Source organism: Streptomyces sp. NBC_00335, from assembly GCF_036127095.1.
Lineage (GTDB): Bacteria > Actinomycetota > Actinomycetes > Streptomycetales > Streptomycetaceae > Streptomyces.
This window is the reverse complement of sequence record NZ_CP108006.1, coordinates 6,578,150-6,604,477: the sequence shown is the minus strand read 5'-3', so window position 1 is coordinate 6,604,477 and position 26,328 is coordinate 6,578,150. Positions and strand designations below refer to the sequence as shown.

Below are 26,328 nucleotides of genomic sequence, written 5' to 3'. Positions count from 1 at the left end.
CTTTCGGGAACGGCTGGTTACCGACGCCTCACACGCCCCGGGAACGCGCCTTGAACGCGGCCTTCCGGGCCTCCTTGGCCGCCTTCTTGTCGGGGTGCAGCCGTCCCATCGCCTCCAGCACGTGGGCCGTCGCCGGGTGCTCCACCCGCCAGGCCTGCTCGAAGAACCCGGTGTGATGGGCGGTCAGCGATTCGATCAAGAGCGGCAGCTCCGCCTCGGCGTCCTCCCCGCCCCCGGCTCCCCCGCCGCTACCGCCGCCCGTGGCGAGCTGCGCCGCGATCGTGTCGACCGTCAGCCAGAACACCATCTCCTCGTCCGGCGCCGGCACGTCGGCCACCCCGCGCTCGGCCAGCCAGACCCGGGCGAGCCCGCCGAGCTCCGCGTCGTCCAGCACCGAGCGGACGGCCGGTTCGGCCTCCGCGCCGGCCGGGGCGAGGGCCTGCTGGCAGCGCAGCCGGCGCAGCGGGCCGCCCGCGTCCGCCCCGCGCGCCGCGGCGAGCAGTTCCGTCACGGCCTCGGGTACGGGGCGGCCGGCCAGCCACTGTTCGATCTCGGCCTGGGCGGCGTCCTCGGAGTAGTGGGAGACCACGTCGAGCAGGACGTCCGCGCCCTTGCCGGCCAGTTCGCCGACGGCCGGGGCCTCGACGCCCGCCTCCAGCATGCGCGCCCGGATCCCGTACAGCCCGAGCGGGGTCAGCCGTACCAGCCCGTACCGGGAGACGTCCTCCTCTTCGGGGGCGGCGCCCGCGCCCGCGAGGAAGTCCTCGTCCTCGGCCTCCGCCATCAGCTCCTCGTCGACGGGTCGGAACTCGACCAGCCCGATCGGCTCCAGCTGCCGGAACTGGTCGTCGAGGCGCATCATCGCGTCCGAGACCTGCTCCAGCACGGCGTCGGTGGGATCGCCCATGTCGTCCGGCACCACCATCGAGGCGGCGAGCACCGGCAGCGGCACCGGGCCGTCGGCCGTGCCGCCTTCGGCGACGGCGAGCAGGTAGAGGTTGGCCAGGACCCCGTCGAGGAAGTCGGCCTCGCGGCGCGGGTTCCAGTCGAGCTGGTCGAAGTCGATCTCGCCGCCCGCGTCGAGGGCGTCGACGAGGTCGTCCAGGGCGGGCACGGCCGCGTCGGCGAGGACGGTGTCCAGGGCGGCCAGCCACAGGTCGAGCACGTCGCCGGGGGTTCCGCCGGTCACCAGTGCCAGGTCCTCGCCGGGCCCGGCGGTGCCGAACTCCCCCTGGCCCGCGTCCGCTTCCCCGTTGGCGGAGCCGTCCTCCTCCGGTTCGGTGACGTCGACGAGTCCGGTGTCGACGGCCACCCGCCAGGCCTGGCTCGCGTGGGCGGCGGAGTCCTCGTCGGCGGGGTCGAGGCCCAGCAGGGCGACGGCCTGCGGCAGTTGGCCTGCGACGAGCTCGCCACCGGTGTCCACGCGGGTGTCCGGTCCGGCCCAGCGGGCGAGGCGCACGGCGCGGGCGAACAGCGGGGCGGCCAGGGCTTCGCGGGCCAGCTCCGCGTCGGGGAGCAGCCGTACCGGCGGCAGCGTGGGGTGCGAGTCTGCGGACATGGGGCGGTTCTCCTCGCGGGCACGGGTTGTTCGGGTACGGGTTGTGCGGGTTGTACGGGTACCGGTGGTTCGGGTACGGGTCTACGGCGCCCCAGAGTAGACGCATTTCGGGCGCTCCCGGCGGCCCCTCCCCTTTGGTTCATCCCACAGTCAACCGCCGTATCCCCTGTAGGGCTTGACAACTTTGCCGGCCACGAAGGAAATTGACGCGCGTAGATATCTGCTTCCTCCTCCACACACCGGAGTTCCCGCCCATGCGCTCCTCGCATCCCCGTTCCGCCGCCGTCGCGGCCCTCGTCGCCACCGCGCTGGCCACCGGCCTGCTCGCGGGCACCGCCGACGCGGCCGAAGGCGCCGCGTCCGCCGATCCGATACGCATCCACGACATCCAGGGCTCCACCCGCATATCCCCGCTGGCCGGCAAGCAGGTCGCCGATGTGGCGGGCGTCGTCACGGGTGTCCGTACGTACGGTTCGCGCGGCTTCTGGATCCAGGATCCGGACACGGACGACGACGACGCCACCAGCGAGGGCGTGTTCGTCTTCACCAGCTCGGTCCCGACCGTCGCGGTCGGCGACGCCGTCACCGTCTCCGGCCTGGTCGGCGAGTACATCCCCGGTGGCGTCGCCTCCGGCAACCAGTCGGTCACCCAGATCTCCAAGCCCGTCGTGACCGTGGTCTCCTCCGGCAACCCGCTGCCCGCGGCCACCGCCGTCAACGAGTACTCGGTCCCCTGCGCGTACGCCCCGGAGGGCGACCCGGCCGCCGCCGGCAGCATCAACGGCCTGACCCTGGAGCCCTCGCGCTACGCCCTGGACTACTACGAGTCCCTGGAGGGCATGAACATCGCGATCGGCACCTCGCGCGTGGTCGGCGCCACCGACCCGTACGCGGAGCTGTGGGTGACGGTGAAGGGCTGGGAGAACACCGCCAAGCGCGGCGGCACGATCTACGGTTCGTACGAGTCCCAGAACACCGGCCGCCTCCAGATCCAGCAGCTCGCGCCCCTCGCGCAGCAGCCGTTCCCGGTGGCCAACGTCGGCGACAAGCTGACCGGCCCCACCGAAGGCCCGCTGGACTTCAACCAGTTCGGCGGCTACACCCTGGTGGCCCGCACCCTCGGCACGGTCAGGGCGGGCACCCTCGCCCCCGAGAAGACCAAGGCGCAGGCCTCGAACGAGCTCGCGGTGGCCACGTACAACGTCGAGAACCTCGACCCGTCCGACCCGCAGGAGAAGTTCGACAACCTGGCGAAGGCCGTCGTCGAGAACCTCGCCTCCCCCGACGTCCTCGCCCTGGAGGAGATCCAGGACGACAACGGCGCCAAGAACGACGGCACGGTCTCGGCCGAGGCCACCCTGACGAAGTTCACCGCGGCCATCACGGCCGCCGGCGGCCCGGCCTACCAGTGGCGGACCGTCGACCCGGAGGACAAGAAGGACGGCGGCGAGCCCGGCGGCAACATCCGCCAGGTGTTCCTCTTCAACCCGGAGCGGGTCTCCTTCACCGAGCGCGCCCCGGGCGACGCCGTGACGGCGACCGGTGTGGTGAAGGAGAACGGCAAGGCCGCCCTGACCCACTCCCCCGGCCGGATCGACCCGGCGAACCCGGCGTGGGTGGACAGCCGCAAGCCGCTGGCCGGCGAGTTCGTCTTCCGCGGCAAGACGGTCTTCGTGATCGCCAACCACTTCGGCTCGAAGGGCGGCGACGAGGGCCTGACCTCCCACCACCAGCCGCCGGTCCGCAAGTCGGAGGAGAAGCGGCTGCTCCAGGCGCAGGCGGTGAACGGCTTCGTCAAGGAGATCCTGGCGGCGGAGAAGCACGCGAACGTCCTCGTCGTCGGCGACATCAACGACTTCGAGTTCTCGGCGACGACGGACGCGCTGGCGGACGGCGGCGCCCTGTACCCGGCGATCAAGTCGCTGCCGAAGTCGGAGCGGTACTCGTACGTCTTCCAGGGCAACGCGCAGGTGCTGGACCAGATCCTGACCAGCCCGGCGATCAAGAAGTTCACGTACGACAGCGTGCACATCAACGCCGAGTTCTCGGACCAGAACAGCGACCACGACCCGCAGGTCGTGCGCTTCCGCCCGTAGCGGCGCCGCCGAAGGGGCCGGGCCGCACCGCCGCCCGGCCCCTTTGGCATGATCCCGGCATGATCTTCCGTACCGCAACGCGTCAGGATCTGCCCGCCGTACTCGCCCTGCTGGCTCAGTCCGCCGACACAGACCCGGCCGCAGCCGCTGCCGGGGCCCCCGAGCCGGCCTCCGGGCCGGTCTCCGAAGCCCACGAGCTGGCCTTCGCCGCGATCGAGGCGGACCCGCGCAACGAGATGCTGGTCCTGGAGGAGGACGGGGTCCTCCTCGGCTGCCTTCAGCTGACGTACGTCCCGGGTCTGGGCCAGGGCGGTCGGGAGCGGGCCCTCGTGGAGGCCGTACGGATCCGCGCGGACCGGCGGGGCGGGGGGCTCGGGGCCCGCCTGATGGAGCTGGCGGCGGACCGGGCCCGCGAGCGCGGCTGCGGCCTGATGCAGCTCACCAGCAACAAGCGCCGCACCGCCGCGCACCGCTTCTACGAGCGGCTGGGCTACGCCCGGAGCCACGAGGGCTTCAAGCTGCCGCTGCGCTAGCGGGGAGGGCGGCCGGGACCCGGGACCGGACGGTCGGGAGCCGAGGAAGGGACCTTTGGCCCTGGCGTGACGCTCAGCACATCCCTACCCATTCGGGCGGTTCTGGTGTTGAGTGTCCCCACGCCCGATCTTGTACCGCACTCCAGCACTCCTTTGGAGGACCGCGTGTTCCCCTCCATCTCCCTCGCTCAGGAAATCGGCATCGCCGTCCTGCTCGTGGCCGCCGCCGTCTGGCTGATCGGCCTCGGCCACATGCTGTGGGACAGCCGCTTCCACCACCCGGAGCCAGGCGCCTTCGAAGGCCTCTCGGTCATCCCGGCCCAGCGCGGCACCTCCGTGCACCCGATGGAGTCGGTGGAACTGACCGAGGCGGAGCAGCAGGCCTTCGCGGGCCTGGTCCGCACCATCCCCCTGCACTGACACCCCGCGCACGGCCGATCCCCCTCCCCCGCTCGGGTGGGGAGGGTGTTCTCCCTGCGGCCCGGTGCGGCGCGGTCGGTAGGCTCGGGCCATGACGTCACATCAGGCGGATGCCTCGTAGATCCCCGGGCCTGCTGAGGTCCGCCGGGCCCGTCGGCCCGATGCGCTCCCTGAGCACGCTGCTCATCAGCACCTGTCCCGGACCGCCGGTGTGCACCGGCCTGCACACCTACCTCTTCGTCGACGGCCTCGACCTCACGGCCCGCAGCGACAGCCGCATGGCCGGCCTCGATCCGTGGTGGCTCCTGCGCCCCGGTGGACCGCTCCATCCGGCGGACATGCCGCGCGAGGTGGACGTGGCGGCCCGACCGGGGCCCGATCCGGGGCCGGAGCGACTCACCCTCCGGGTCCGGATCCGGGGCGGGACGGTCATCTGGTCCGGCCTGATGTACCCCGGCTCCGACGGCAAGGCCGTCGAGGAGGTCCACTTCCGCCTGGACCAGTACCTGGGCGAGGTCGAGCGGGCGTACGCGGCCTTGCCGGACCGGACCTGACCGCCGGCGACGGGCCGGCATCGCGCAAACGAACGCCCTCCCACCCCGGTCGGGGTGGGAGGGCGCTGTCGTGGTGGGCCGGATCGGTCAGTTGTGGCTGTGCAGGACCTCGTTCAGGCCGCCCCAGGCCGCCTTGTACGGGCGGGCCTCGACGGCGCCGGTGACCGAGTTGCGGCGGAAGAGGATGTTGTTGGCGCCCGAGAGCTCCAGGGCCTTGACGATCTGGCCGTCCGGCAGGGTGACGCGGGTGCCCGCGGTCACGTACAGGCCCGCCTCGACGACGCACTCGTCGCCCAGGGCGATGCCGACGCCCGCCTCGGCGCCGATCAGGGTGCGCTCGCCGATCGAGATGATCTGCTTGCCGCCGCCCGACAGGGTGCCCATGGTGGACGCGCCGCCGCCGATGTCGGAGCCGTCGCCGACCACGACGCCCGCGGAGATCCGGCCCTCGACCATGGAGGTGCCCAGGGTGCCGGCGTTGAAGTTGACGAAGCCCTCGTGCATGACGGTGGTGCCCTCGGCGAGGTGCGCGCCCAGGCGGACCCGGTCCGCGTCGGCGATGCGCACGCCCTTGGGGGCGACGTAGTCCGTCATCCGCGGGAACTTGTCGATCGAGGTGACCTGGAGGTGCAGGCCCTCGGCGCGGGCGTTCAGGCGGACCGTCTCGACCTGGTCGATCGCGACCGGGCCCAGCGAGGTCCAGGCGACGTTGGCCAGCAGGCCGAAGACGCCGTCCAGGTTCTGGCCGTGCGGCTTGACCAGGCGGTGGCTGAGCAGGTGCAGGCGCAGGTACGCGTCGTGCGCGTCCAGCGGCTTGTCCTCCAGGGAGGCGATCACGGTGCGGACGGCTACGACCTCGACGCCGCGGACCGCGTCCTGGCGGATCGCCTTGGGCGCGGTGGCCCCCAGCAGCTCCACGGCCTGTTCGGCGGTGAGGCGCTCGGTGCCGGCCGGGCCGGGCTCGGCGACCAGCTGGGGGGCGGGGAACCAGGTGTCGAGGACGGTGCCGTCGGCGGTGATGGTGGCAAGTCCGGCGGCGACGGCGCCGGTGGTACGCGTAGCAGTCATGCCCGAAACCTAACCGGCGACGGCCCGCGGTCGCGAACCGGTCTCATGTGCCGGGCGCGCGCGTCGCCGCGTCGCCCGCGCACCCATGACCAGGACCGTCCCGCCCGCGGCCGCGCCCAGTACCGCGCACAGCGGCCACAGCAGGCCCGGCGCGGCGTCGTACAGGGCTCCGCCGAGGGGCGCGGCGAGGACGACGCCACTGACGGAGACGCCCGCGTACAGGCTCTGGAACCGGCCGATGGCGTGCTCGGGCGACTCGTCCGCGACGTACGCCGTGGCGGTGGTCTTGTAGAGGATCTCGCCGAGGGTGAGCAGCAGCATCATCGCGACCGCGGTCAGGACGCCCACTCCGAGCGCCGGCATCGCGTAGCCGCCACCCACCAGCACGAGCCCGGTGCCGATGATGTGCAGCGGGGAACGCCGGCGCAGGGCGAGGGCGGCGGGGATCTCCAGGAGCATGATCACACCGCCGTTGACCGCGATGAGCAGTCCGTAGGCGCGGGTGTCCAGACCGTGGTCGGCGAGGACGACGGGGAAGGTCGTGTAGTGCTGCCTGTAGACGATGTCGATGACGACGATCGCGCCGAGCAGGACGAGTACGGCGGGCCGGGCGCGCAGCTCCCGCCACAGGCCCCCGCGGCCCAGACCCCCGTCCGGGGCCGCGGGGGGCGCTGCGATTGCCCTGGCCGGTACGACCCGGGCGATCCAGAGGGCGAAGAAGAGGGTTCCGAGGCCGTCCGCGACGAAGAGCCAGTCGTACGAGAACCCGGTCGCGATGAGGGCCCCGATCGGTGAGCCCACCGCGAAGCCCGCGTTGGACACGAAGCGGGTGAGCGCGAAGGCCTGACGCCGGGAGCCTTCCGGCACGGTGACGGCGACCAGCGCGGAGTTGGCGGCGCGGACCACCCCGGAGGCGTACTGCGCGAGCGGCAGGACGAGGACCAGCAGGCCGGTGGAGACCGCCGGCAGGGCCACGAGGGCGACTCCGCCGAGCGCGGAGGCGGTGAGCAGCACCCGGCGGTGGCCGAAGCGGTCGCCGTACCAGCCGCCGGTGAAGTTCCCGGCGACCAGTCCGACGCCGCCGACGCCGACGATCAGGCCCGCCTGGGCGGCGCCGAGGCCGCGCGGGCCGGTCAGGTAGAGGAAGACGAAGACGAAGGTGAAGCTGACGACGGCGTTGACCAGGATCCCCGCAGCCAGCAGCCACACGACCCTCGGTACGTCCTTGAATCCCTGCAGCACACTCTCGTCCCCCCGCGTTCCCGACACATTCCCAGTGAGTTCCCTTTGGGAACTAACCATGTCAGCATGGCAGCCTCGGGTCAACGGACAAAGGAGTGCCCATGGCCCAGCGCACGCACCTCGACGACGCGGACTGCTCCATCGCCCAGGCCCTCGACGTCGTGGGCGACTGGTGGACGCTGCTGATCGTGCGCGACGCCGCCCGCGGCGTGCAGCGCTTCGACGAGTTCCAGCGCGAACTGGGCATGTCGCGAAAGGTCCTGACGGAGCGGCTGAAGCTGCTGGTCGAGGCGGGCGTACTGACCCGCGAGCCGTACCAGGAACGGCCGGTGCGCCACGCGTACCGGCTGACCCCGCGCGGACGCGCGCTGCTCCCGGTCCTGGTCGCCCTCCAGGACTGGGGGGACACCTGGATCCTGGGAGAGGGAGAGATGACGGCGACGACGGACGAGACCTCGCGCGAGGCGGTACGGGTCCACGCGCTGCGCGGCACCCGGCTGCCGGAGCTGTCGCTGCCGGACCGTTTCGGCGAGCTCCGCGACCCGGTGGCGGACACCCCGTTCACCGTCCTGTACTGCTTCCCGGGCGCGTTCGCCCGAGCCGAGTCCTACCCGCCGGGGTGGGCCGGGATCCCCGGGGCGCGGGGGTGCACCCTCGAATCGTGCACCTACCGGGACCAGCTCGGGGAGTTCGCGGCGGCGGGCGCGACGGTGCACGGGGTGTCCACCCAGCGGCCGGACGAGCAGCGGGAGTTCGCCGAGGCCGAGGGGCTCCGCTTCCCCCTGCTCTCGGACGCGGAGCTCGGGCTCGTCGCGGCGCTGCGGCTGCCGACGTTCCGGGCGGGGGGCATCAGCCGGCTCAAGCGCCTGACGCTGGTCGTGGACCGCGACCGGACCGTCCGCGAGGTCCTCTACCCGGTCCGGGACATCGAGGCGAGCGTGGCCGCCGCCCTGGCGGCGGTCCGCGGCGGGTAGCCCCGGGGGCCCGCCCCCGGCCGGGCCCCGGCCGGGCCCCGGCCGGCCCCGCCGTCAGGCCCGCAGCACCCGCCGCAGGATCTCGCAGGCGTACGCCTGGTCGTACTCCGCCCCCGTCAGCAGCACTTGCAGGCCGATCCCGTCCATCACCGCCACCAGCGCCCGCGCCGTGGCCGGGTCCGTCCGCGCGGACAGCGCCGCGGCGACGGCCTCGCACCATTCGGCGGCCACGGGACGCAGCGCGGGGCGGCGCAGGGCGGCCAGGTAGAGCTCGTACTCCAGCTCCGCCCGCGCCCGGTCCGCCCCCAGGAACTCGCCCAGCAGGGCGGCCAGACCGCCCGCCAGGTCCGCGTCCGGATCGGCCAGCGCCGCGGAATCCTCCACCACCCGAGCGAAGCCCTCGTTGGCCTGCCGCAGCGCCGCGACCAGCAGGTCGTCCAGGCTCTTGAAGTGGTACGTCGTCGAGCCGAGCGGTACGTCGGCCTCCGCGGCCACGCTGCGGTGACTGAGCCCGGCGATACCCCGCGCGCCCACCACCCGGATGGCCGCGTCGATGATCCGGTCCCGCCGGTCCGGGTCGTAGCGGCGTACGGAGCCGGCCATCAGTGCGTGGTCCCCCCGAGGTTCAGCAGCACGACGCCGGCGATCACCAGGGCGATGCCGCCGATCTTCGCGGCCGTCGCGGCCTCCCCCATGAAGACCATGCCGATCGCGGCGATCGCGGCCGTGCCCACGCCCGCCCAGATCGCGTACGCCGTCCCCACCGACATCGACTTGAGCGTCTGCGCGAGCAGCGTGAAGGCGATGACGTAGCCCACCAGCGTGATCAGCGAGGGCCACAGCTTCGTGAAGCCCTCGCTGAACTTCATTGCGGTGGTACCGGCGACCTCAGCGGCGATGGCGGCCGCGAGCAGTATGTAGGGCATGCGTACGACTGTACACATCGTTATGGACGCGCGTACACAACCGCGTGTCCCCGGGACTTCCCCGGTCCCGGCCGCTACGGTGTCCGCTCGCGGCGGCGCCGCCGTGTGCACCGGGGGACGGGGAGATCCGCGCATGGTCCAGGACGGGACGCGACACGAGACGCAGCACGCGAGCCGGCCGTGGACGCCCTGGGGCGGCGGCTGGCTGCCCCCGCAGCCTCCCCGGCCCGGGGTGATATCCCTGCGGGCGCTGACCCCCGGCGAGATACTCGGCGGCGCCTTCGCCACCCTCGCCCGGTACGGGGTCCGCCTCGCCACCGCCATGCTCCTCGGCCAGCTCGGGGCACTGCTGCTGGTCGCGGCGGCCGCCCTGACGGCGTTCGCGCTGGACGCCCGGCCCGTCGCCGCCCTGGTTCCCGCCGCCGCCCTGGCCACCCTGCTGACCTGCACCCTGGCCGCCGCACTGACGGGGGCCGTGCTCCGCCCGGCGCTGCTCGGCCGCCCCGCCACCGCCCGTACGCTGCTGCGCGCCGCCCGCCCCCGCTTCGCGGCCGTCCTCGGCACCCAGCTCCTGGTGCTCGGCGCCGTGGCCGGACCGGGCGCCGCCGTCCTGGCCGCCGGGCTGCCCCCGCTGGTGGCGGCGGCCACCCTGCCGGTCGCCCTCGTACTCGGGGTCCTTCTCGCGCTCGCGCCCACGGTCGCCGCCTACGAGGGGCTGGGCCCGCTCGGCGCCCTGCGCCGCTCGGCCCGCCTGGTGCGCGGGGCCTGGTGGCGCACGCTCGGCCTCACCGCCCTCGCCGCCGCGATCGGCGCCCTGGCGGCGTACGCCGTCCAGCTGCCCTTCGCCTTCGCCGGGGCGCTCAGCCTGATCCCCGCGGTGGACGGCGGCTTCGTGCACGCGACCCTCACCGCACTCGGCGGGATGGTCGCCCAGACACTGCTGCTCTGCTTCCCGCAGCTCACCGCCGGCCTGCTCTACGCAGACCGGCGGCTCCGCCGCGAGGACCTGGCGGCGGAGCTCGACCGGCAGTCCCGGGAGCTCAGCTCAGCGTGAACCAGGCCGCGCGGGACTTCTTCCACTCCGGGTGGGTGAGGTCCTTGGCCTCGGTGCCGTCCCCGTACAGGTCGGCGGAGCCGCTGTCGGTGACCAGCTGCACGCGCGCGCCCGCGACCGACAGGTCGGGAACCGCCACGATGGCCTCCCAGCCGCCCGGGTCGGTGGTCGGCAGGTCGGCCCGCTTGACCGGGGCGTGGCCGGCGATCCCGTCCCACTGGTAGAGGGCGTAGGGGTCGGAGTTGTCGTCCGCCGCCCAGGAGCCGGCCAGGATCAGGTACTGGTCGGCCGCGTTCTTGCGGATGTCGCGGATCGCGAGCCCGCCGAGGTCGAGCTCGATGCCCGCGCCGAAGGTGGCCTTGGTCCCGCTGGAGATCACCTTGTCGAAGTTGGTCACCGGCACGACCAGCGCCTTGCCGCCGATCACCGCGGGCGCCAGCGGGGCCCGGAAGCCCAGGTAGGCGGTGGTGGTGGAGCCCGGGGCGAACTCCAGGCCCTCCACGTTGAACCCGTCGATCTGCTTCGGCGCCTCACCGGCGGCCGTACCGGCCGCGAAGCCGTAGCGGTTCCCGTTCGCCGTGTCCCAGGCGACCAGATCCTCGCGGAGCTTCTTGTACGAGCGCCCGTACGCGAGCTGCGCGGTGGATCCGGAGCCGCTCAGCGTGGTGGTGAACACCGTGTTGCGGGGCGCCTTGTACTCGCCGTCCTTGTTGTTGCCGAGCGAGCCCGTCCAGTAGATGGTGCTGCCGATCAGGGTCGCGCCCTCGATGTCCACCTCCTTGGTGACACCGAGCTGCGAGCTGAAGTCCCAGGTCCTGACCGGGGCCGCCGAGTTCGCGCGGTCGTACAGGCGCAGCACGTTGCTCTCGTCGTCGGCGACCACCGTGTAGCCGCCGCCGACGTCCACGGCGGCCGAGGAGTCCGAGGCGCCGGTGAAGTAGCGCGCGTCGGCCGGGTTCTGCACGGCGGCGGAAGCGGCGAAGTAGAGGGTCTTGGTGGCGGTCTTGCCGCCCAGACCGGTCACCTTGACGGTGAGGTTGGTGTAGCCGCGGCCGCGTGCGGTGACCGCGAGCTTGCGGACGGCGCCCGCCCCCGTGACGCTCACGTCGCCGGTCCCGGCGACCGTGGCCTTGCTGGAGGCCGAGGCGCTGACGGTGAGCGCGGAGACGTTCGCGCCGCTCTGCGCCACGGTCACGTCCACCGTCGGGTCACCGCTCCCGCCGACGGCTCCGGACAGGTAGGCGGCGGACAGCGAGATGGTGGGCGTGCCGTACGTCACCGCCTGCGCGGGCATCGTCGTGGCGGCGATCAGCAGCGCGGCGATGCCGGCGGCTGCGAGGTACGTCGTCTTCATCGTCTTCCCATGCTGCGCGTTCATCGGTGACCTCCGCGAATCGGGCTGAGCGTGAACCATCCGGACCGGGACTTCTTCCACTCCGGGTGGTCGAGGTCCTTGGCTTCGGTGCCGTCCCCGTACAGGTCGGCGGAGCCGCTGTCGGTGATCAGCTGGACGCGGGCGCCGGGCACCCGCAGGTCGGGCACGGAGACCACGGCTTCCCAGCCGCCGGGGTCGGTGGTCGGCAGGTCGGCCCGCTTGACCGGGGCGTGCGCCGCGACGCCGTCCCACTGGTAGAGGGCGTACGGGTCGGAGTTGTCGTCCGCCGCCCAGGAGCCGGCCAGGACCAGGTACTGGCCCGCGGCGTTCTTGCGGATGTCACGGATCGCGAGGCCGCCGAGGTCCATCTCGATCGGCTCGCCGAAGACCGGCTTGGCCGCGCCGGCCACGACCTGGTCGATGTTGGTGACGGGCACGACCAGTGCCCTGCCCCCGGGCACGGCGGGCGCCAGCGGGGCCCGGAAGCCCAGGTAGGCGGTGGTGGTGGAGCCCGGAGCGAACTCCAGGCCCTCCACGTTGAACCCGTCGATGCTCTTCGGGATCCGGCCGGCCGCCGTACCGGCCGCGAAGCCGTAGCGGTTCCCGTTCGCCGTGTCCCAGGCGACCAGGTCCTCGCGCAGGCCCTTGTACGCGGAACCGAAGACGATCTGGGTGTCGGCGCCCGTCCCGGTGAGCCGGGTGGTGAAGACGGTGTTGCGCTCGGCCTTGTACTTGCCGTCCTTGTTGTTGCCGAGCGAGCCCGTCCAGTAGACGGTGTCGCCGACCCGGGCGGCCGCCTCGATGTCGGCTTCCTTCTTGATGCCGAGCGCGGGGCCGAGGTCCCAGGTCTTCACGGGAGCGCCGGAGCGGGAGCGGTCGTACAGGCGCAGCACGTTGGTCTCGTCGTCGGCCACCAGCGCGTGGCCGCCGCCGACGTCCACGGCGGCCGAGGAGTCGGCGGAGCCCGTGAGGTAGCGGGTGGAGAAGGCGCCGGTGCCCACCCGCGCCGAAGCGACGTACGAGAGGGTGGCCGTGGCCGTCTTGCCGCCGCGGCCCGTCACCCGGAGCGTCAGGTCGGTGTAGCCCCTGGCCCGCGGGCTGACGGTCAGCTCACGGTCGCCGTGGCCGGTCCGGCCGATGCGCACGTCCCCGGGCCCGGCGACCGCCGGGTTGCTGGAGGAGAGGACCTCGACCCTGAGGAAGGCGGCGGGTATCCCCTCCTGCGCGATGTCCACGGTGACGCCCGGGTCGCCGATCGCACCGACGGCCCCGGACAGGTATCCGGCGGAGAGCGCGATGGTCGGTTCGGCGGCGGTGTCCTGGGCGGCGTGCGCGGGCGCGGTCAGTCCGGCGGCGAGCAGGGCGGCGGCCCCGGCGGCTCCCACGGCACCGAGGCGGCGTGCCGGTGAAGGGCGAACGGTCAACGGAGGTCCTCTCGTCTGCGCCGTCACGTTGTGACGGCCGTCGAGAAGATTCGGCCACCGTGGCCAACTCCAGGTGCACGCGGCCCGTCCTCGGGGAAAACAGACGACCCCCGGCACACCCGTGCCGGGGGTCGTTCGTTCACTAGGCCGTCGGACGGCCGTCGTGCTGGTCTTGCTCGGGCCAGGCGTCGATCAGACGTTGAAGCCGAGCGCGCGCAGCTGCTCGCGGCCGTCGTCCGTGATCTTGTCCGGGCCCCACGGCGGCATCCACACCCAGTTGATGCGCAGTTCGCTGACGATGCCGTCCGTAGCCGACTTCGCCTGGTCCTCGATGACATCCGTCAGCGGACAGGCCGCCGAGGTGAGGGTCATGTCGAGGGTCGCGATGTTCGCGTCGTCGACGTGGATGCCGTAGATCAGGCCCAGGTTGACGACGTCGATGCCCAGCTCGGGGTCGACCACGTCGTAGAGGGCCTCGCGGACCTCTTCCTCGGTGGCCGGCTTGATGGACGCCTCGGGCGTCGCGTTCTCGGTCATGCCGTCTTCCTCTCGGCGTCGCCCAGTGCCTGGGCGGTCGCGTCCTTCCACGCCATCCAGCTCAGCAGAGCACACTTCACCCGGGCCGGGTACTTGGAGACGCCGGCGAACGCGACCGCGTCCTCCAGCACCTCCTCCATGGCCTCGTCGGGCTCGATCTTGCCCTTGGACTGCATCAGCTCCAGGAAAACTTCCTGGATCTTCCGCGCCTCGCCCAGCTCCTTGCCGACGAGCAGCTCGTTCAGTATCGACGCGCCGGCCTGGCTGATGGAGCAGCCCTGGCCCTCGTACGAGATGTCCGTAAGGGTCTCGCCGTCGTACTTCACGCGCAGGGTGATCTCGTCACCGCACGTCGGATTGACGTGGTGCACCTCGGCGTCGCCGTCGCGCAGGCCTCGCCCGCGCGGGTGCTTGTAGTGGTCCAGGATCAGTTCCTGGTACAGGGATTCCAGCTTCACTGCGCCCTCGTCGCCTTCGTCGCTTCGTCTTATCCGAAGAAGTTCCGTACGTGCTCCAGCCCGGCGACCAGTGCGTCGACCTCGGCCGGAGAGGAGTACAGATAGAAAGACGCTCGCGTCGTCGCCGGAATTCCGTACCGGAGGCAGACCGGGCGGGCGCAGTGGTGTCCCACGCGGACCGCGATGCCCTGCTCGTCCAGTACCTGGCCGACGTCGTGCGGGTGGATGTCACCCAGCACGAAGGAGATCGCGGCGCCGCGGTCCTCGGCCGTGGTGGGGCCGATGATGCGCAGGTCGGGGACCTCCGCGAGGCGCTTGATCGCGTACTCGGTGATCGCGTGCTCGTGCGCGGCGATCTTGTCCATGCCGATCGCGGTCAGGTAGTCCACGGCCGCGCCGAGGCCGACGGCCTGGGCGATCGGGGGCGTACCGGCCTCGAACTTGTGGGGCGCCGGGGCGTACGTCGAGGAGTGCATCGAGACGGTTTCGATCATCTCGCCGCCGCCCAGGAAGGGCGGCAGGTCCTCGAGCAGCTCCTGGCGGCCCCAGAGGACGCCGATGCCGGTCGGGCCGCACATCTTGTGACCGGTGAAGGCCACGAAGTCGGCGCCGAGCGCCTGCACGTCGAGCGGCATGTGCGGAGCGGCCTGCGAGGCGTCGATCAGCACCAGCGCGCCGACCTCCTGCGCGCGCCGGACGATCGCCTCGGTCGGGTTGACCGTGCCCATGATGTTGGAGACCAGCGTGAAGGAGACGATCTTCGTCTTCTCCGTGATGACCTCTTCGATGTTGGACAGATCGAGCCGGCCGTCGTCGGTGAGGCCGAACCACTTCAGCTTCGCGCCGGTGCGCTGCGAGAGCAGCTGCCACGGGACGATGTTGGAGTGGTGCTCCATCTCCGTGATGGCGATCTCGGTCTCGCGGTCGACCCGGTAGGGCTCGTCCGCCCAGCCGAGCATGTTCGCGACCAGGTTGAGCGACTCCGAGGCGTTCTTGGTGAAGATCACCTCGTTGCGGCTCGGCGCGTTGATGAAGGCGGCGACCTTGTCGCGAGCGCCCTCGTACAGCGCCGTGGCCTCCTCGGCGAGCACGTGCACGCCGCGGTGGACGTTGGCGTTGTGCTGCTCGTAGTACTCGTTCAGCGCGTCGAGCACCTGGCGCGGCTTCTGCGAGGTCGCAGCGTTGTCCAGGTAAACGATCTTCTTCCCGTCGTGGACCACACGATCCAGAAGGGGGAAGTCCTTGCGGATCGCCTCGATGTCGAGGAGGCCAGGCAGCTGTGTCACGCGGTCGCGCCACCCTTCGTGCTGTAGGACTCGTAGCCTTCGGCCTCCAGCTTGTCGGCGAGCTCGGCGCCGCCGGACTCGACGATGCGGCCCTCGGAGAAGACGTGGACGAAGTCGGGCTTGATGTACCGGAGGATCCGCGTGTAGTGCGTGATCAGCAGGGTGCCGGTGTCGCCGGTCGCGTGGACGCGGTTGACGCCCTCGGAGACCTGGCGCAGGGCGTCGACGTCGAGGCCGGAGTCGGTCTCGTCGAGGATCGCGATCTTCGGCTTCAGGAGCTCCAGCTGCAGGATCTCGTGGCGCTTCTTCTCACCGCCGGAGAAGCCCTCGTTGACGTTGCGCTCGGCGAAGGCCGTGTCCATCTGGAGCTGCTCCATCGCGGACTTGACCTCCTTCACCCAGGTACGCAGCTTCGGCGCCTCGCCGCGGATGGCGGTGGCCGAGGTGCGCAGGAAGTTGGAGACCGAGACGCCGGGGATCTCGACCGGGTACTGCATCGCGAGGAACATGCCGGCGCGGGCACGCTCGTCGACGGACATCTCCAGGACGTCTTCGCCGTCCAGGGTCACGGTGCCCTTGGTGATGGTGTACTTCGGGTGACCGGCCAGCGCGTACGCGAGGGTGGACTTGCCGGAGCCGTTCGGACCCATGATGGCGTGCGTCTCACCCTGCTTGATGGTGAGCTCGACGCCCTTGAGGATCTCGCGGGCGCCGTTCTCGGCCTCGACGGAGACGTGCAGGTCGTGGATTTCAAGCGTTGCCATGGATACCTCAGGACTCCTGGGTGAGGGAGACGAGCACGTCGTCCCCTTCGATCTTTACGGGGTATACGGGGACGGGGCGCGTCGCGGGCAGGCCGGACGGCTTGCCGGTGCGCAGGTCGAAGGCCGAGCCGTGCAGCCAGCACTCGATCATGCAGTCTTCGACCTCGCCCTCCGAGAGCGAGACGTTCGCGTGCGAGCAGATGTCGTTGATCGCGAACACCTCGCCCTCGGCGCGGACGATGGACACCGGCGTGCCGTCGAGCTCGACCCTCTTGGGGGCGTTCTCCTCCAGCTCGCTCAGCGCACAGGCCTTGACGTAAGTCATCAGACGGAACCCTGGAGCTCGGTCTCGATCTTGGCGAGCAGGCGCTCCTCGATGTCGTCGACACCGATCTGCTGGACGAGCTCGGCGAAGAAGCCGCGCACGACCAGGCGGCGGGCCTCGTCGGCCGGGATGCCGCGCGACTGCAGGTAGAAGAGCTGCTCGTCGTCGAAGCGGCCGGTCGCGGAGGCGTGGCCGGCGCCGACGATCTCGCCGGTCTCGATCTCCAGGTTCGGCACCGAGTCGACCCGGGCGCCGTCCGTGAGGACGAGGTTGCGGTTCATCTCGTAGGTGTCGGTGCCCTCGGCGGTCTTCTCGATGAGCACGTCACCGATCCAGACGGCGTGGGCGTCCTGGCCCTGGAGCGCGCCCTTGTAGACCACGTTCGACTTGCAGTGCGGGGCCTTGTGGTCGACCAGGAGGCGGTGCTCCTGGTGCTGACCGGCGTCCGTGAAGTACAGGCCGAAGAGCTCGGCCTCGCCGCCGGGGCCCGCGTAGTTCACGCGCGGGTGGAGGCGGACGAGGTCGCCGCCGAAGGTGACCACGATCGACTTGAAGGTCGCGTCGCGGCCGATCAGCGCGTTGTGCTGGGACACGTGGACGGCGGTGTCGTCCCAGTCCTGCACGGAGACCACGGTGAGCTTGGCGCCGTCGCCGACGAGGAAGTCCACGTTGGCGGCGCGCACGCCGTCACCGGTGTGGTCGATGACGACGACGGCCTCGGCGAAGGCCTTCACGTCGAAGACGGTGTGGCCGAAGGTGGTGCCGCCCTCGCCGTGCAGCGTGACGCGCACGGGCTCGGTGAGCACCGCTTCCTTGGGCACGGTCACGACCGTGGCCTTGGCGAAGGACGAGAACGCCTGGGCGGCGATCCGGTCCACCGGGGTGCCTGCCTTGCCGATGCGCGCGTCGCCGCGCTCCACGGACTCGATCGTGACCACGTCGGGCGCGTCGATCTGGGCCTTCATGGTGCCGTTGGCGACCGCGGTGCCGTCGTGCAGGCCCTTGAGGCGGGCGAGCGGCGTGAAGCGCCACTCCTCCTCGCGCCCGGTGGGCACGGGGAAGTCCGCCACGTCGAAGGACGGGGGGGCACTCATCCGGGTGGCGACGGTGGACTCGGCGGCCACCGCGATCGCGCCGGCGGTGGTGGAACCCGCCGGAATGTTCTGAGCCTCAGCCATGGCTGTCGTGTTGCTCTCTTCCTTAAAGAATCTGCTGCGGGACGTCGGGCGGGCCGGGACTAACCGACCGAGCCTTCCATCTGCAGCTCGATCAGCCGGTTCAGCTCCAGCGCGTACTCCATCGGCAGCTCACGGGCGATCGGCTCGACGAAGCCGCGCACGATCATCGCCATGGCCTCGAACTCCGTCAGACCGCGGCTCATCAGGTAGAAGAGCTGGTCGTCGGAGACCTTGGAGACGGTCGCCTCGTGGCCCATGGACACGTCGTCCTCGCGGACGTCCACGTAGGGGTAGGTGTCCGAGCGGGAGATGGTGTCGACCAGGAGCGCGTCGCACAGCACGTTGGACTTGGAGCCGTGGGCCCCTTCGCCGATCTCGACCAGACCGCGGTACGAGGTGCGGCCGCCGCCTCGGGCCACCGACTTCGAGACGATGTTGGAGGAGGTGTTCGGCGCCATGTGGACCATCTTGGAGCCGGCGTCCTGGTGCTGGCCCTCGCCCGCGAAGGCGATGGAGAGGGTCTCGCCCTTGGCGTGCTCGCCCATCAGGTAGACGGCCGGGTACTTCATGGTGACCTTGGAACCGATGTTGCCGTCGATCCACTCCATGGTCGCGCCCTCGTACGCCACGGCGCGCTTGGTGACCAGGTTGTAGACGTTGTTCGACCAGTTCTGGATCGTCGTGTAGCGGCAGCGGCCGCCCTTCTTCACGATGATCTCGACCACGGCGCTGTGCAGCGAGTCCGAGGAGTAGATCGGGGCGGTGCAGCCCTCGACGTAGTGGACGTAGGCGTCCTCGTCGACGATGATCAGCGTCCGCTCGAACTGGCCCATGTTCTCCGTGTTGATACGGAAGTAGGCCTGGAGCGGGATGTCGACCTTGACGCCCTTGGGGACGTAGATGAACGAGCCGCCCGACCACACGGCGGTGTTCAGCGAGGCGAACTTGTTGTCGCCGACCGGGATGACCGTGCCGAAGTACTCCTGGAAGAGCTCCGGGTACTGCTTGAGCGCGGTGTCCGTGTCGAGGAAGATGACGCCCTGCTCCTCCAGGTCCTCACGGATCTGGTGGTAGACGACCTCTGACTCGTACTGGGCGGCGACACCGGCGACGAGGCGCTGCTTCTCCGCCTCCGGGATGCCGAGCCTGTCGTACGTGTTCTTGATGTCCTCCGGCAGGTCCTCCCACGAAGCGGCCTGCTTCTCGGTGGAACGCACGAAGTACTTGATGTTGTCGAAGTCGATGCCCGAGAGGTCGGAACCCCAGTTGGGCATGGGCTTCTTGCCGAACAGCTTGAGGCCCTTGAGACGGAGGTTCAGCATCCACTCCGGCTCGGACTTCTTCGCCGAGATGTCGCGGACGACCTCCTCGGACAGGCCTCGCTTGGCGACCGCACCGGCCGCGTCGGAGTCGACCCATCCGTATTCGTAGGTGCCCAGGCCATCGAGCTCAGGGTGAGCAGTCTCCGTGGTCATGCGGGGTTCCTCCCGGCCGTACTTGCAGATACTGATGTGTCGGTCTGTGTGGCGCCTGTGGCGACGACGCCGTTCCCACTGCGTGGAATGAACGTCGTGCACACCCCGTCGCCGTGGGCGATCGTGGCGAGACGCTGCACGTGCGTCCCGAGCAGGCGGGAGAAGACCTCGGTCTCCGCCTCGCAGAGCTGCGGGAACTGCTCGGCGACGTGTGCGACCGGGCAGTGGTGCTGGCAGAGCTGTTCACCGCTGTGCGGACCGGGAGCGCTCTTCGCCGTAGCAGCGTACCCGTCTCCGGTCAACGCCTTGGCAAGGGCCTCGGTGCGCTGCGCCGGGTCGGCCGCTTCCACGGCCTCGCGGTAGGTCTCGGCCTGCGCCGTCAGCCTGGCCTTCGCGAAGGCGGCCACGGCCGCCTCGCCCTGCTCCCCGCCACCGGCGGCCTGCGCGATCCAGCGCATGGCGTCGGCGGCGAGCGAGTCGTAGGACTGGTCGAAGGCGTCCCGGCCGCAGTCGGTCAGCGCGAAGACCTTGGCGGGCCGACCTCGGGTCCGCGCACCGTACACACGCTGCTCACGGGGTTCGACGACGTCGTCGGCGACGAGCGTGTCGAGGTGGCGGCGAACGGCGGCCTGGGTGAGGCCGAGACGCTGGGCGAGGTCGGCGACGGTGGAAGGACCGTGGTCCAGGATCGACCGCGCGACCCGGTTGCGGGTTGACCGCTCCCCGGTCGCGAGTTCGCCCTGGGGGGCCTCGCTCATCCGTTCGCCGTATTTCACAACGCCATTGTTGCGTAATTAGTCGCGCCCCGACAAGCCGTGATGGAGGCCACCTCTGGTGGCCTCCATCACTAAGGGTTACCTTATTTATCCACGGAGCGTTATATGGACGTCGACGCTCCGCCCTCGCGCAGGGCCCCGCCGGTGAACCAGTAGACGGCTCCCACCAGCAATCCCCCGCCCACGATGTTCCCCGGCACGGTGAACATCAGATTCCGGAAAAGATCACCGAAGCCGGCTGAGCCATCCAGGATCGCGAGGCTGAAAACAGCCATGTTCGCTACACAGTGTTCGAATCCGACGGCGACAAAAACAGCCACCGGCAGCCACAGGACGAAAATCTTGGCGGCATCGCCGCGCGCCCGGGTGAACATCCAGATGGCCAGACAGACCAGCATGTTGCAGAGCACCGCGCGCCAGAACAGCTGCCCGCCGCTCAGCGCCATCTTCCCGTGCACCATCTCGGTGAGCATGGACCGCGCCGAGGGCGAGGAGACCACGCCCGAGGCGTGCACCATGGCGCCGAAGGCGAAGGCTCCGGCCAGGTTCCCCGCCAGGGAGAGCGTCCAGGACAGGAACAGGTCCCTCGGGCCGGTCCGCCCGGACAGGGCGCCGACCAGCATGACCATCACATTGCTGGTGAAGAGCTGGGCGCCGGCGAACATCACGATGGTCAGGGCGATCGGGAAGACCGCACCCTCCAGCAGCTTCACGGCCGGCGAGCCCTTGGCCACGAACGGCGAGATCGCGACCAGGAGCAGCACCTCGCCGATGGCGATGTAGGCGCCCGCGAGCATGGCCGACACGAAGTAGCGCGGCGGATGCCCGAGGTCATGGGCCTTGCGCTCGGCCTGCCCCGAGGTGGCTTCGACGTTCTGAGCGATGCTGTTCACCATTCGACGTTAGGGTCCGGACGCATCCCCGGACGGACGATAAAGTCACGAATGCGCAGGTCCGTGACCCTTCGGGGGCGGGACCTACGGCCCCACCCCGGTCACCTCCCGGGGCTCCGTAGACTCACTCCCCATGAGCAACGACCCCGCCGTGGAAATCCGCGGACTGGTGAAGCGGTACGGCCCCAAAACCGCGGTGGACGGCCTGGACCTCACCGTCCGGAGGGCCTCGGTCACCGCAGTCCTTGGTCCCAACGGCGCGGGCAAAACGACCACTGTGGAAACCTGCGAGGGCTACCGCCGCCCCGACGCCGGATCCGTCCGCGTCCTCGGCCTCGACCCCGTGGCGCAGGCCGAGTCCCTGCGCCCGCGCATCGGCGTGATGCTCCAGTCCGGCGGCGTCTACTCCGGCGCCCGGGCCGTCGAGATGCTGCGCCACATGGCCAAGCTCTACGCCGCCCCCCTGGACGTCCCCACCCTGGTGGACCGTCTCGGCCTCGGCGGCTGCGGCCGCACCCCCTACCGCCGCCTCTCCGGCGGCCAGCAGCAGCGCCTGGCCCTCGCCATGGCCGTCGTCGGCCGCCCCGAGCTGGTCTTCCTGGACGAGCCGACCGCCGGCCTCGACCCGCAGGCCCGCCGCGCGACCTGGGACCTCGTACGGGAACTGCGCGCCGACGGGGTCTCGGTCGTCCTCACCACGCACCACATGGACGAGGCCGAGCAGCTCGCGGACGAGGTCGCCATCGTCGACGCCGGCAAGGTCATCGCCCACGGCACCCCCGACGCGCTGTGCCGCGGCGGCGCCGAGAACACCCTGCGCTTCACCGGCCGCCCCGCGCTCGACGTCGGCTCCCTGCTCAAGGCCCTGCCCGACGGCACCCAGGCCGCCGAGCTCCTCCCCGGCGTCTACCGGGTCACCGGCGACGTCGACCCCCAGCTGCTGGCCACCGTCGCCTCCTGGTGCGCGCAGCACGGGGTGATGCCCGACAGCCTCTCGGTGGAGCGGCACACCCTCGAAGACGTCTTCCTGGAACTGACCGGTAAGGAGCTGCGCGCATGAGCGCCGGTAAGTTCACCCCCCGCCCGGGGGCCGCGCCCGTGTCCCGCATGATCCTGGCGCAGACCGCGCTGGAGACCCGGATGCTGCTGCGCAACGGGGAGCAGCTGCTGCTGACCGTGATCATCCCGGCGCTGCTGCTGACCCTCTTCTCAGCCGTGGACATCGTCGACACCGGCGAGGGAAAGTCCGTGGACTTCCTCGCCCCCGGCATCCTGGCGCTGGCCGTGATGTCCACCGCCTTCACCGGCCAGGCCATCGCCACCGGCTTCGACCGGCGCTACGGGGTCCTCAAGCGGCTCGGGGCCTCCCCGCTGCCGCGCTGGGCCCTGATGGCCGCCAAGACGCTGTCCGTGCTGGTCACCGAGGTGCTGCAGATCGCGCTGCTGACGGTGATCGCCTTCGCCCTGGGCTGGTCCCCGCACGGGAACCCGCTGTCCGTCGCCCTGCTGATCCTGCTCGGCACGGCCGCCTTCTCCGGGCTCGGCCTTCTGATGGCCGGCACCCTCAGGGCGGAGGCCACGCTGGCCGCCGCCAACCTGGTCTTCCTGCTGCTGCTGGTCGGCGGCGGGGTGATCGTGCCGATGGACAAGTTCCCCGGAGCGGTGCAGTCCGTCCTCGGCCTGCTCCCGATCTCCGCGCTCTCCGACGGGCTGCGCGAGGTGCTCCAGCACGGGGCCGCGCTGCCCTGGGGCGACGCGGCCGTGCTTACCTGCTGGGCCGTACTCGGACTTGGCGCTGCTGCGCGCTGGTTCCGCTGGGATTGACCCCGCTCCCCCGCAGGCGAGGGAACTTCCTGGCTCACGCTGCTCGCCCGTCCAGCGGACGGGTAAGTCTTCCGCGATCAACGCCACCCGGGTTGAGACCCGCCCGGTTACGCAGTGCCACCGCACCATCACTCGAACGGCGGCGGGGATTGATCGGAACACTCCCACCCGGCGGGGCGTTCCCTGGGAGGATGAGCACCTTCACGCATGGAGCCGGGGGGCGGCATGGCGCAGCGAGAGGCCGTTCTGCGGCTGGACGAACAGTGGGCGCGGATCCGTTCGGGCGCGGCGCACGCCGGAGCCGCTGAGGCCGACGCCCTGCTGGCCGAGCTGATCGCAGCCCTGCGCGAGCCGGCCCGCGCCGACGCCGAGTGCGCGGCCCGGCTGGGTCTGCGCCTGGGCGACCTGGCGGCCCGCCGCTTCGCCGGCGGGGACCGGGGCGGCGCCCTGGCCGCCATCGAGGAGGGGCTGCGGTTCTCGCAGCAGGCGGCCGGCCACGCGGCCGAGTACGCCCGCTGGTACGCCCGGGGCCTGATCAACCAGGGGGTCTGGCTGTCCTGGCCCCTCAGTGACGGGGAGCGGCTGCCGAAGCATCCGCTGGGCCCCGGCTCCGAGAACGGCCCGAGCGCCATGGAACGGGCCGCCGGCGAGCGGGCCCGGGACCTGACGCGCGGCGCGGTGGAGGTCTGGGCGGCCCTGGACCAGGAGGATCCGGTCAATCAGCGGGGCCTCGCGCAGGCGAAGGTGTTCCTCGGCGACCGGCTCGCGGAGCTGGGCCTGGCCGAGGAGTCCGTGGCCTGGGCGGTCGACGCGGAGGCCTCCTTCCGGCGGCTGCTGCTCTCCGATCCCGGCTCCGAGGAGTCGCAGGAGGCGGAGGAGGCCCTGGACCACATCGGCCGCCAGCTCGAACTGCGGCTGCGCTTCCTGTCCTTCGCCTCCCTGGCCGGCCTGCGCACGCGCGGGCTGCTGCCCGAACGGCTGCTGCCCCAGGCCGTGGTCGCCGCCCGCGTCCAGGGAGTCCCCGAGGCGGAGATCGCCGTCCGGCTGGGCCTGGAGGCCGACCAGGTCCACACGATGCTGGAGGTGACCCCCTGGGTCGCGGTGTGGCGCATCGAGGTCCGCGGATCCGACGGACTGTGGAACGTACAGCCACATCCCTGGCGCAGCGGGGCGGAAGTGAGAAATAGGACGGCCGAGGATGTAGGTGTCGAATTGGTACGGGGCTTCGCGGCCTCGGCCGACTACCCGGGCGAGGGCGCGCATTGGCGGATCCGCGTGTGGTGGCATGCGGAAGGCGATCCCGCCGGGGCCCGGTTCCGGCTGGCCATCGGCCCTGACGGGGCGACCGCCACCCCCTCGTGAAACTTTGCACAAGTGTCCGCGTACGATAAGCGCCGTGTTGACCCCCCTCTCATATCTCGCCCGCCGTTGGACGCCGTCACCCCGGACCGTCCAGCGGGCCGCGTTCGCAGCGGTGCTCATGAGCGTCGTCATCGTCGTCACCGGCGGCGCGGTACGGCTGACCGGATCCGGTCTCGGCTGCGACACGTGGCCCAAGTGCACCGGCGACAGCCTGATCGTGACCCAGGAGCAGGGCTTCCACGGCGCCATCGAGTTCGGCAACCGCATGCTGACGTACGTGCTCTGCGCGGCCGTTGGCTGGGCGATCACCGCCGCCCGCTGCGCCAAGCCGTGGCGCCGCTCGCTGACCCGGCTCGGCTGGCTCCAGTTCGCCATCGTGATGGGCAACGCGGTCCTCGGCGGCATCACCGTCCTGACGGGCCTCAACCCCTACAGCGTGGCCGGGCACTTCATGCTCGCCACCTCGCTGATCACCGTGACGACGATCACCTGGCAGCGCACCCGCGAGGGTGACGGCCCGGCCCGGCCGCGCGTGCCCGCTCCGGTCCGCAAGCTCTCGTGGGCGCTGCTCGCGGCCACCGTCGTGCTGATCGCGGCGGGCACGGTGGTCACCGGTTCCGGCCCGCACGCCGGGGACAGCAGCGAGATCAAGCGGATGCCCTTCGACTGGTCGGCCACCGCCCACGTCCACGCGGTCTCCGCCTGGGTGGTGTGCGCGCTCGCCGTCGCGATGTGGCTGGTGCTGCGCGTGGTCGACGCCCCCGTGGACACCCGGGCGCGCGCCCGCGACCTGCTGATCGTGCTGCTCTCCCAGGGCGCCATCGGTTACGTCCAGTACTTCACCGAGGTGCCCGAGGCCCTCGTGGCGGCCCACATGCTCGGCTCCTGCCTGGTGTGGATCTCGGTGCTCCGGGTGGCGCTGAGCCTGCGCGAGCGCCCGTCCGAGCAGACCGGGACCCCGGACCGGGACGACGCCCGGCTCGCAGCGGTCTGATCCGCCGACCCACCGCGGTCTGACCCACTGGCCCACCGGGGGCCGACCGCTCGTCAGCCCGTTCGTCAGCCCCGTTCGTCAGCCCCGTTCGTCCAGCCGGTAGACGCGGCGGGCATTGCCCGCCGCGACCATCGCCGCCACCCGCTCCGCGTCCCGCCAGGACCAGGAGCCGTCTGCGACCCAGCCGCCGAGCACCCGGCCGAGCGCCTCCCGGAAGACCAGCGCGCCCACCGCATGCAGTTCGGGCAGTTGGCGTCCGCCGCCGGAGAACATCAGCTTCCCGAACGGCGCGGTCTCCAGGCACTCCGCCAGTACGGCGGCCGCCCGCGCCCCCGTGGACCCCAGCGCCGCGCCGAGGTCGGCGTGGACGTGCGGGAAGGCCGCGGCCAGCCGCGCGGTCTGCCGGTGGTGGGGGTACCCACCGAGGAGCACCAGCCGCGCCCCGAGTCCCTCGGTGGCCCGCAGGAACCCGGTCAGCCGCTCCGGCTCCCCCTGCTCCCCGCCCGTGTGCAGCTGGATCGGGAGGCCGGCGGACACCGCGCTCCACGCCAGGTGCCGCAGGAGTACGGGATCCCGTACGGCCCCTCCCCCGGCCCGCGCGGCCAGCCAGCGCCCGGCCGCGCCCCGCACCTCGCCCGGACCTGGCGGCTCGGGCGCGGCTTCGAGGGCCGCCACCCAGGACCGGTCGGCGACGCTCCCCGCGTCCGCCCCGCAGGTGAAGGCCACGGCCCCGGCGGCGGCGTGGTGGACCGCCCCCGCAAGGTCGGCCAGGAAGGCGGCCACGGTCCCCGAGGTGTCCGCCGCCTGCTCTGCCAGCAGCTCCGGCCGCACCAGCTCGAAGGCCTCGGCCTCGCCGGCCAGGGCCAGTTCCTTGGACCCGGTGAGGTCCCCGGGCACCCCGGTGTCGACGAGCCGGGCTCCGACCCCACAGCCGCGCAGCAGCCGGCGGGCGGACTCGGCGGCGCCCAGCTCGCGCCGCCGGGCGAGGTAGCGGGCGGGGGCGCAGTGCGGTTCGAGCCCGAGCAGCGGCGGGCACCAGCGGCGCACCGCGAAGCCGGTCTGGGTGTCGAAGAAGGTGGTGCCGGCGGCGGGCGGGCCGGCCGAGGGGAGGAGCTGGGCCTCGAAGGTGGCGAGGCCGAGCTCCGTGCGGAGCACTCCCTGGCAGTACTGGTCCACCAGGGGCGGCGTTTCGATCATCCGGGCATCCCGTTGCGGACGTGAGGAAGGGGCTT

27 protein-coding genes are annotated in these 26,328 nt (G+C 71.6%); 10 read left to right on the top strand and 17 right to left on the bottom strand.

The window, feature by feature from the left end; translation table 11 throughout:
• Positions 1-28 precede the first annotated feature (28 nt).
• Positions 29-1,558, bottom strand: coding sequence for a hypothetical protein (locus OHA37_RS29965; protein WP_266909713.1), 1,530 nt, complete (start codon positions 1,556-1,558; stop codon positions 29-31).
• A 254-nt stretch (positions 1,559-1,812) separates the two neighbouring features.
• On the opposite strand from OHA37_RS29965, the gene OHA37_RS29960 reads away from it, so the two are divergent.
• The 4 genes from OHA37_RS29960 to OHA37_RS29945 all read left to right on the top strand — a co-directional run bounded on the left by OHA37_RS29960 (position 1,813) and on the right by OHA37_RS29945 (position 5,161).
• Positions 1,813-3,654: an endonuclease/exonuclease/phosphatase family protein gene (locus tag OHA37_RS29960; RefSeq protein WP_266909711.1), complete on the top strand. Its 1,842-nt coding sequence runs from the start codon at positions 1,813-1,815 to the stop codon at positions 3,652-3,654.
• 59 nt (positions 3,655-3,713) lie between these two features.
• A complete protein-coding gene (locus OHA37_RS29955; RefSeq protein ID WP_266909709.1) occupies positions 3,714-4,187 on the top strand; it encodes a GNAT family N-acetyltransferase in 474 nt (157 codons plus the stop codon).
• Between the two features lie 165 nt (positions 4,188-4,352).
• On the top strand, positions 4,353-4,607 hold the full coding sequence (locus OHA37_RS29950) for a hypothetical protein (RefSeq protein WP_266876878.1): 255 nt from the start codon (positions 4,353-4,355) through the stop codon (positions 4,605-4,607).
• Between the two features lie 110 nt (positions 4,608-4,717).
• Positions 4,718-5,161: a hypothetical protein gene (locus OHA37_RS29945; protein ID WP_266909707.1), complete on the top strand. Its 444-nt coding sequence runs from the start codon at positions 4,718-4,720 to the stop codon at positions 5,159-5,161.
• 87 nt (positions 5,162-5,248) lie between these two features.
• On the opposite strand, the gene dapD is transcribed toward OHA37_RS29945, so the two are convergent.
• Entirely contained in the window at positions 5,249-6,229 is a 981-nt protein-coding gene (dapD, locus tag OHA37_RS29940) for a 2,3,4,5-tetrahydropyridine-2,6-dicarboxylate N-succinyltransferase (protein ID WP_243338420.1), read from the bottom strand.
• Between the two features lie 9 nt (positions 6,230-6,238).
• Positions 6,239-7,531 (bottom strand): MFS transporter, encoded by a 1,293-nt coding sequence (locus OHA37_RS29935; RefSeq protein WP_323182372.1) that lies wholly within the window; start codon positions 7,529-7,531, stop codon positions 6,239-6,241.
• A 41-nt stretch (positions 7,532-7,572) separates the two neighbouring features.
• Between OHA37_RS29935 and OHA37_RS29930 the strand changes: the two genes are divergently transcribed.
• Complete coding sequence (locus OHA37_RS29930) at positions 7,573-8,445, top strand: winged helix-turn-helix transcriptional regulator (RefSeq protein ID WP_266909705.1); 873 nt, start codon at positions 7,573-7,575, stop codon at positions 8,443-8,445.
• 54 nt (positions 8,446-8,499) lie between these two features.
• Here the strand turns inward: OHA37_RS29930 and OHA37_RS29925 are convergent, their stop codons facing one another.
• Positions 8,500-9,048, bottom strand: a complete 549-nt coding sequence (locus OHA37_RS29925) for a TetR/AcrR family transcriptional regulator (protein ID WP_266909703.1) — start codon at positions 9,046-9,048, stop codon at positions 8,500-8,502.
• Positions 9,048-9,371 carry a DMT family transporter gene (locus tag OHA37_RS29920; RefSeq protein ID WP_266909701.1) on the bottom strand — a complete coding sequence of 108 codons (324 nt, stop codon included), beginning with the start codon at positions 9,369-9,371 and terminating at the stop codon, positions 9,048-9,050. Before OHA37_RS29920 ends, OHA37_RS29925 begins: the two co-directional genes overlap by 1 nt.
• A 133-nt stretch (positions 9,372-9,504) precedes the next feature.
• On the opposite strand from OHA37_RS29920, the gene OHA37_RS29915 reads away from it, so the two are divergent.
• On the top strand, positions 9,505-10,425 hold the full coding sequence (locus OHA37_RS29915; protein ID WP_266909699.1) for a hypothetical protein: 921 nt from the start codon (positions 9,505-9,507) through the stop codon (positions 10,423-10,425).
• On the opposite strand, the gene OHA37_RS29910 is transcribed toward OHA37_RS29915, so the two are convergent.
• The 11 genes from OHA37_RS29910 to OHA37_RS29860 all read right to left on the bottom strand — a co-directional run bounded on the left by OHA37_RS29910 (position 10,412) and on the right by OHA37_RS29860 (position 20,919).
• On the bottom strand, positions 10,412-11,803 hold the full coding sequence (locus tag OHA37_RS29910; protein WP_443046231.1) for a DUF3616 domain-containing protein: 1,392 nt from the start codon (positions 11,801-11,803) through the stop codon (positions 10,412-10,414). The genes OHA37_RS29915 and OHA37_RS29910 overlap by 14 nt on opposite strands.
• Positions 11,800-13,224: a hypothetical protein gene (locus OHA37_RS29905; protein ID WP_443046230.1), complete on the bottom strand. Its 1,425-nt coding sequence runs from the start codon at positions 13,222-13,224 to the stop codon at positions 11,800-11,802. Before OHA37_RS29905 ends, OHA37_RS29910 begins: the two co-directional genes overlap by 4 nt.
• Positions 13,225-13,416: 192 nt before the next feature.
• The gene (locus OHA37_RS29900) at positions 13,417-13,761 is read right to left on the bottom strand and encodes a metal-sulfur cluster assembly factor (RefSeq protein ID WP_073913993.1); all 345 of its coding nucleotides are present in this window, start codon (positions 13,759-13,761) and stop codon (positions 13,417-13,419) included.
• Entirely contained in the window at positions 13,758-14,219 is a 462-nt protein-coding gene (gene sufU / locus OHA37_RS29895; RefSeq protein WP_266909696.1) for a Fe-S cluster assembly sulfur transfer protein SufU, read from the bottom strand. The genes OHA37_RS29900 and sufU overlap by 4 nt, the downstream gene beginning before the upstream one ends.
• Before the next feature lie 29 nt (positions 14,220-14,248).
• A complete protein-coding gene (locus OHA37_RS29890) occupies positions 14,249-15,505 on the bottom strand; it encodes a cysteine desulfurase (protein WP_266909694.1) in 1,257 nt (418 codons plus the stop codon).
• On the bottom strand, positions 15,502-16,269 hold the full coding sequence (sufC, locus tag OHA37_RS29885; protein ID WP_266876885.1) for a Fe-S cluster assembly ATPase SufC: 768 nt from the start codon (positions 16,267-16,269) through the stop codon (positions 15,502-15,504). Before sufC ends, OHA37_RS29890 begins: the two co-directional genes overlap by 4 nt.
• A 7-nt stretch (positions 16,270-16,276) precedes the next feature.
• Positions 16,277-16,594: a bifunctional 3-phenylpropionate/cinnamic acid dioxygenase ferredoxin subunit gene (locus OHA37_RS29880; RefSeq protein WP_250742308.1), complete on the bottom strand. Its 318-nt coding sequence runs from the start codon at positions 16,592-16,594 to the stop codon at positions 16,277-16,279.
• The gene (gene sufD, locus OHA37_RS29875) at positions 16,594-17,772 is read right to left on the bottom strand and encodes a Fe-S cluster assembly protein SufD (protein WP_266909692.1); all 1,179 of its coding nucleotides are present in this window, start codon (positions 17,770-17,772) and stop codon (positions 16,594-16,596) included. Before sufD ends, OHA37_RS29880 begins: the two co-directional genes overlap by 1 nt.
• A gap of 59 nt (positions 17,773-17,831) precedes the next feature.
• Entirely contained in the window at positions 17,832-19,247 is a 1,416-nt protein-coding gene (gene sufB / locus OHA37_RS29870) for a Fe-S cluster assembly protein SufB (protein ID WP_266909690.1), read from the bottom strand.
• Complete coding sequence (locus OHA37_RS29865; RefSeq protein ID WP_266909688.1) at positions 19,244-20,005, bottom strand: helix-turn-helix transcriptional regulator; 762 nt, start codon at positions 20,003-20,005, stop codon at positions 19,244-19,246. Before OHA37_RS29865 ends, sufB begins: the two co-directional genes overlap by 4 nt.
• A gap of 119 nt (positions 20,006-20,124) precedes the next feature.
• Positions 20,125-20,919, bottom strand: coding sequence for a formate/nitrite transporter family protein (locus tag OHA37_RS29860; RefSeq protein WP_328694467.1), 795 nt, complete (start codon positions 20,917-20,919; stop codon positions 20,125-20,127).
• A 130-nt stretch (positions 20,920-21,049) separates the two neighbouring features.
• Here OHA37_RS29860 and OHA37_RS29855 point away from each other — a divergent pair, with 130 nt between their 5' ends.
• The 4 genes from OHA37_RS29855 (at position 21,050) to OHA37_RS29840 (ending at position 25,096) form a co-directional block, all read left to right on the top strand.
• Entirely contained in the window at positions 21,050-21,976 is a 927-nt protein-coding gene (locus OHA37_RS29855; protein WP_266909684.1) for an ABC transporter ATP-binding protein, read from the top strand.
• Positions 21,973-22,740, top strand: coding sequence for an ABC transporter permease (locus OHA37_RS29850; protein WP_266909682.1), 768 nt, complete (start codon positions 21,973-21,975; stop codon positions 22,738-22,740). Before OHA37_RS29855 ends, OHA37_RS29850 begins: the two co-directional genes overlap by 4 nt.
• 225 nt (positions 22,741-22,965) lie before the next feature.
• Positions 22,966-24,102 (top strand): hypothetical protein, encoded by a 1,137-nt coding sequence (locus OHA37_RS29845; protein WP_266909680.1) that lies wholly within the window; start codon positions 22,966-22,968, stop codon positions 24,100-24,102.
• Positions 24,103-24,127: 25 nt separating this feature from the next.
• On the top strand, positions 24,128-25,096 hold the full coding sequence (locus OHA37_RS29840; protein ID WP_443046338.1) for a COX15/CtaA family protein: 969 nt from the start codon (positions 24,128-24,130) through the stop codon (positions 25,094-25,096).
• Positions 25,097-25,174: 78 nt separating this feature from the next.
• Here OHA37_RS29840 and OHA37_RS29835 read toward each other — a convergent pair whose 3' ends face one another.
• Positions 25,175-26,293 (bottom strand): amidohydrolase family protein, encoded by a 1,119-nt coding sequence (locus OHA37_RS29835; protein ID WP_266909676.1) that lies wholly within the window; start codon positions 26,291-26,293, stop codon positions 25,175-25,177.
• Positions 26,294-26,328 lie beyond the last annotated feature (35 nt).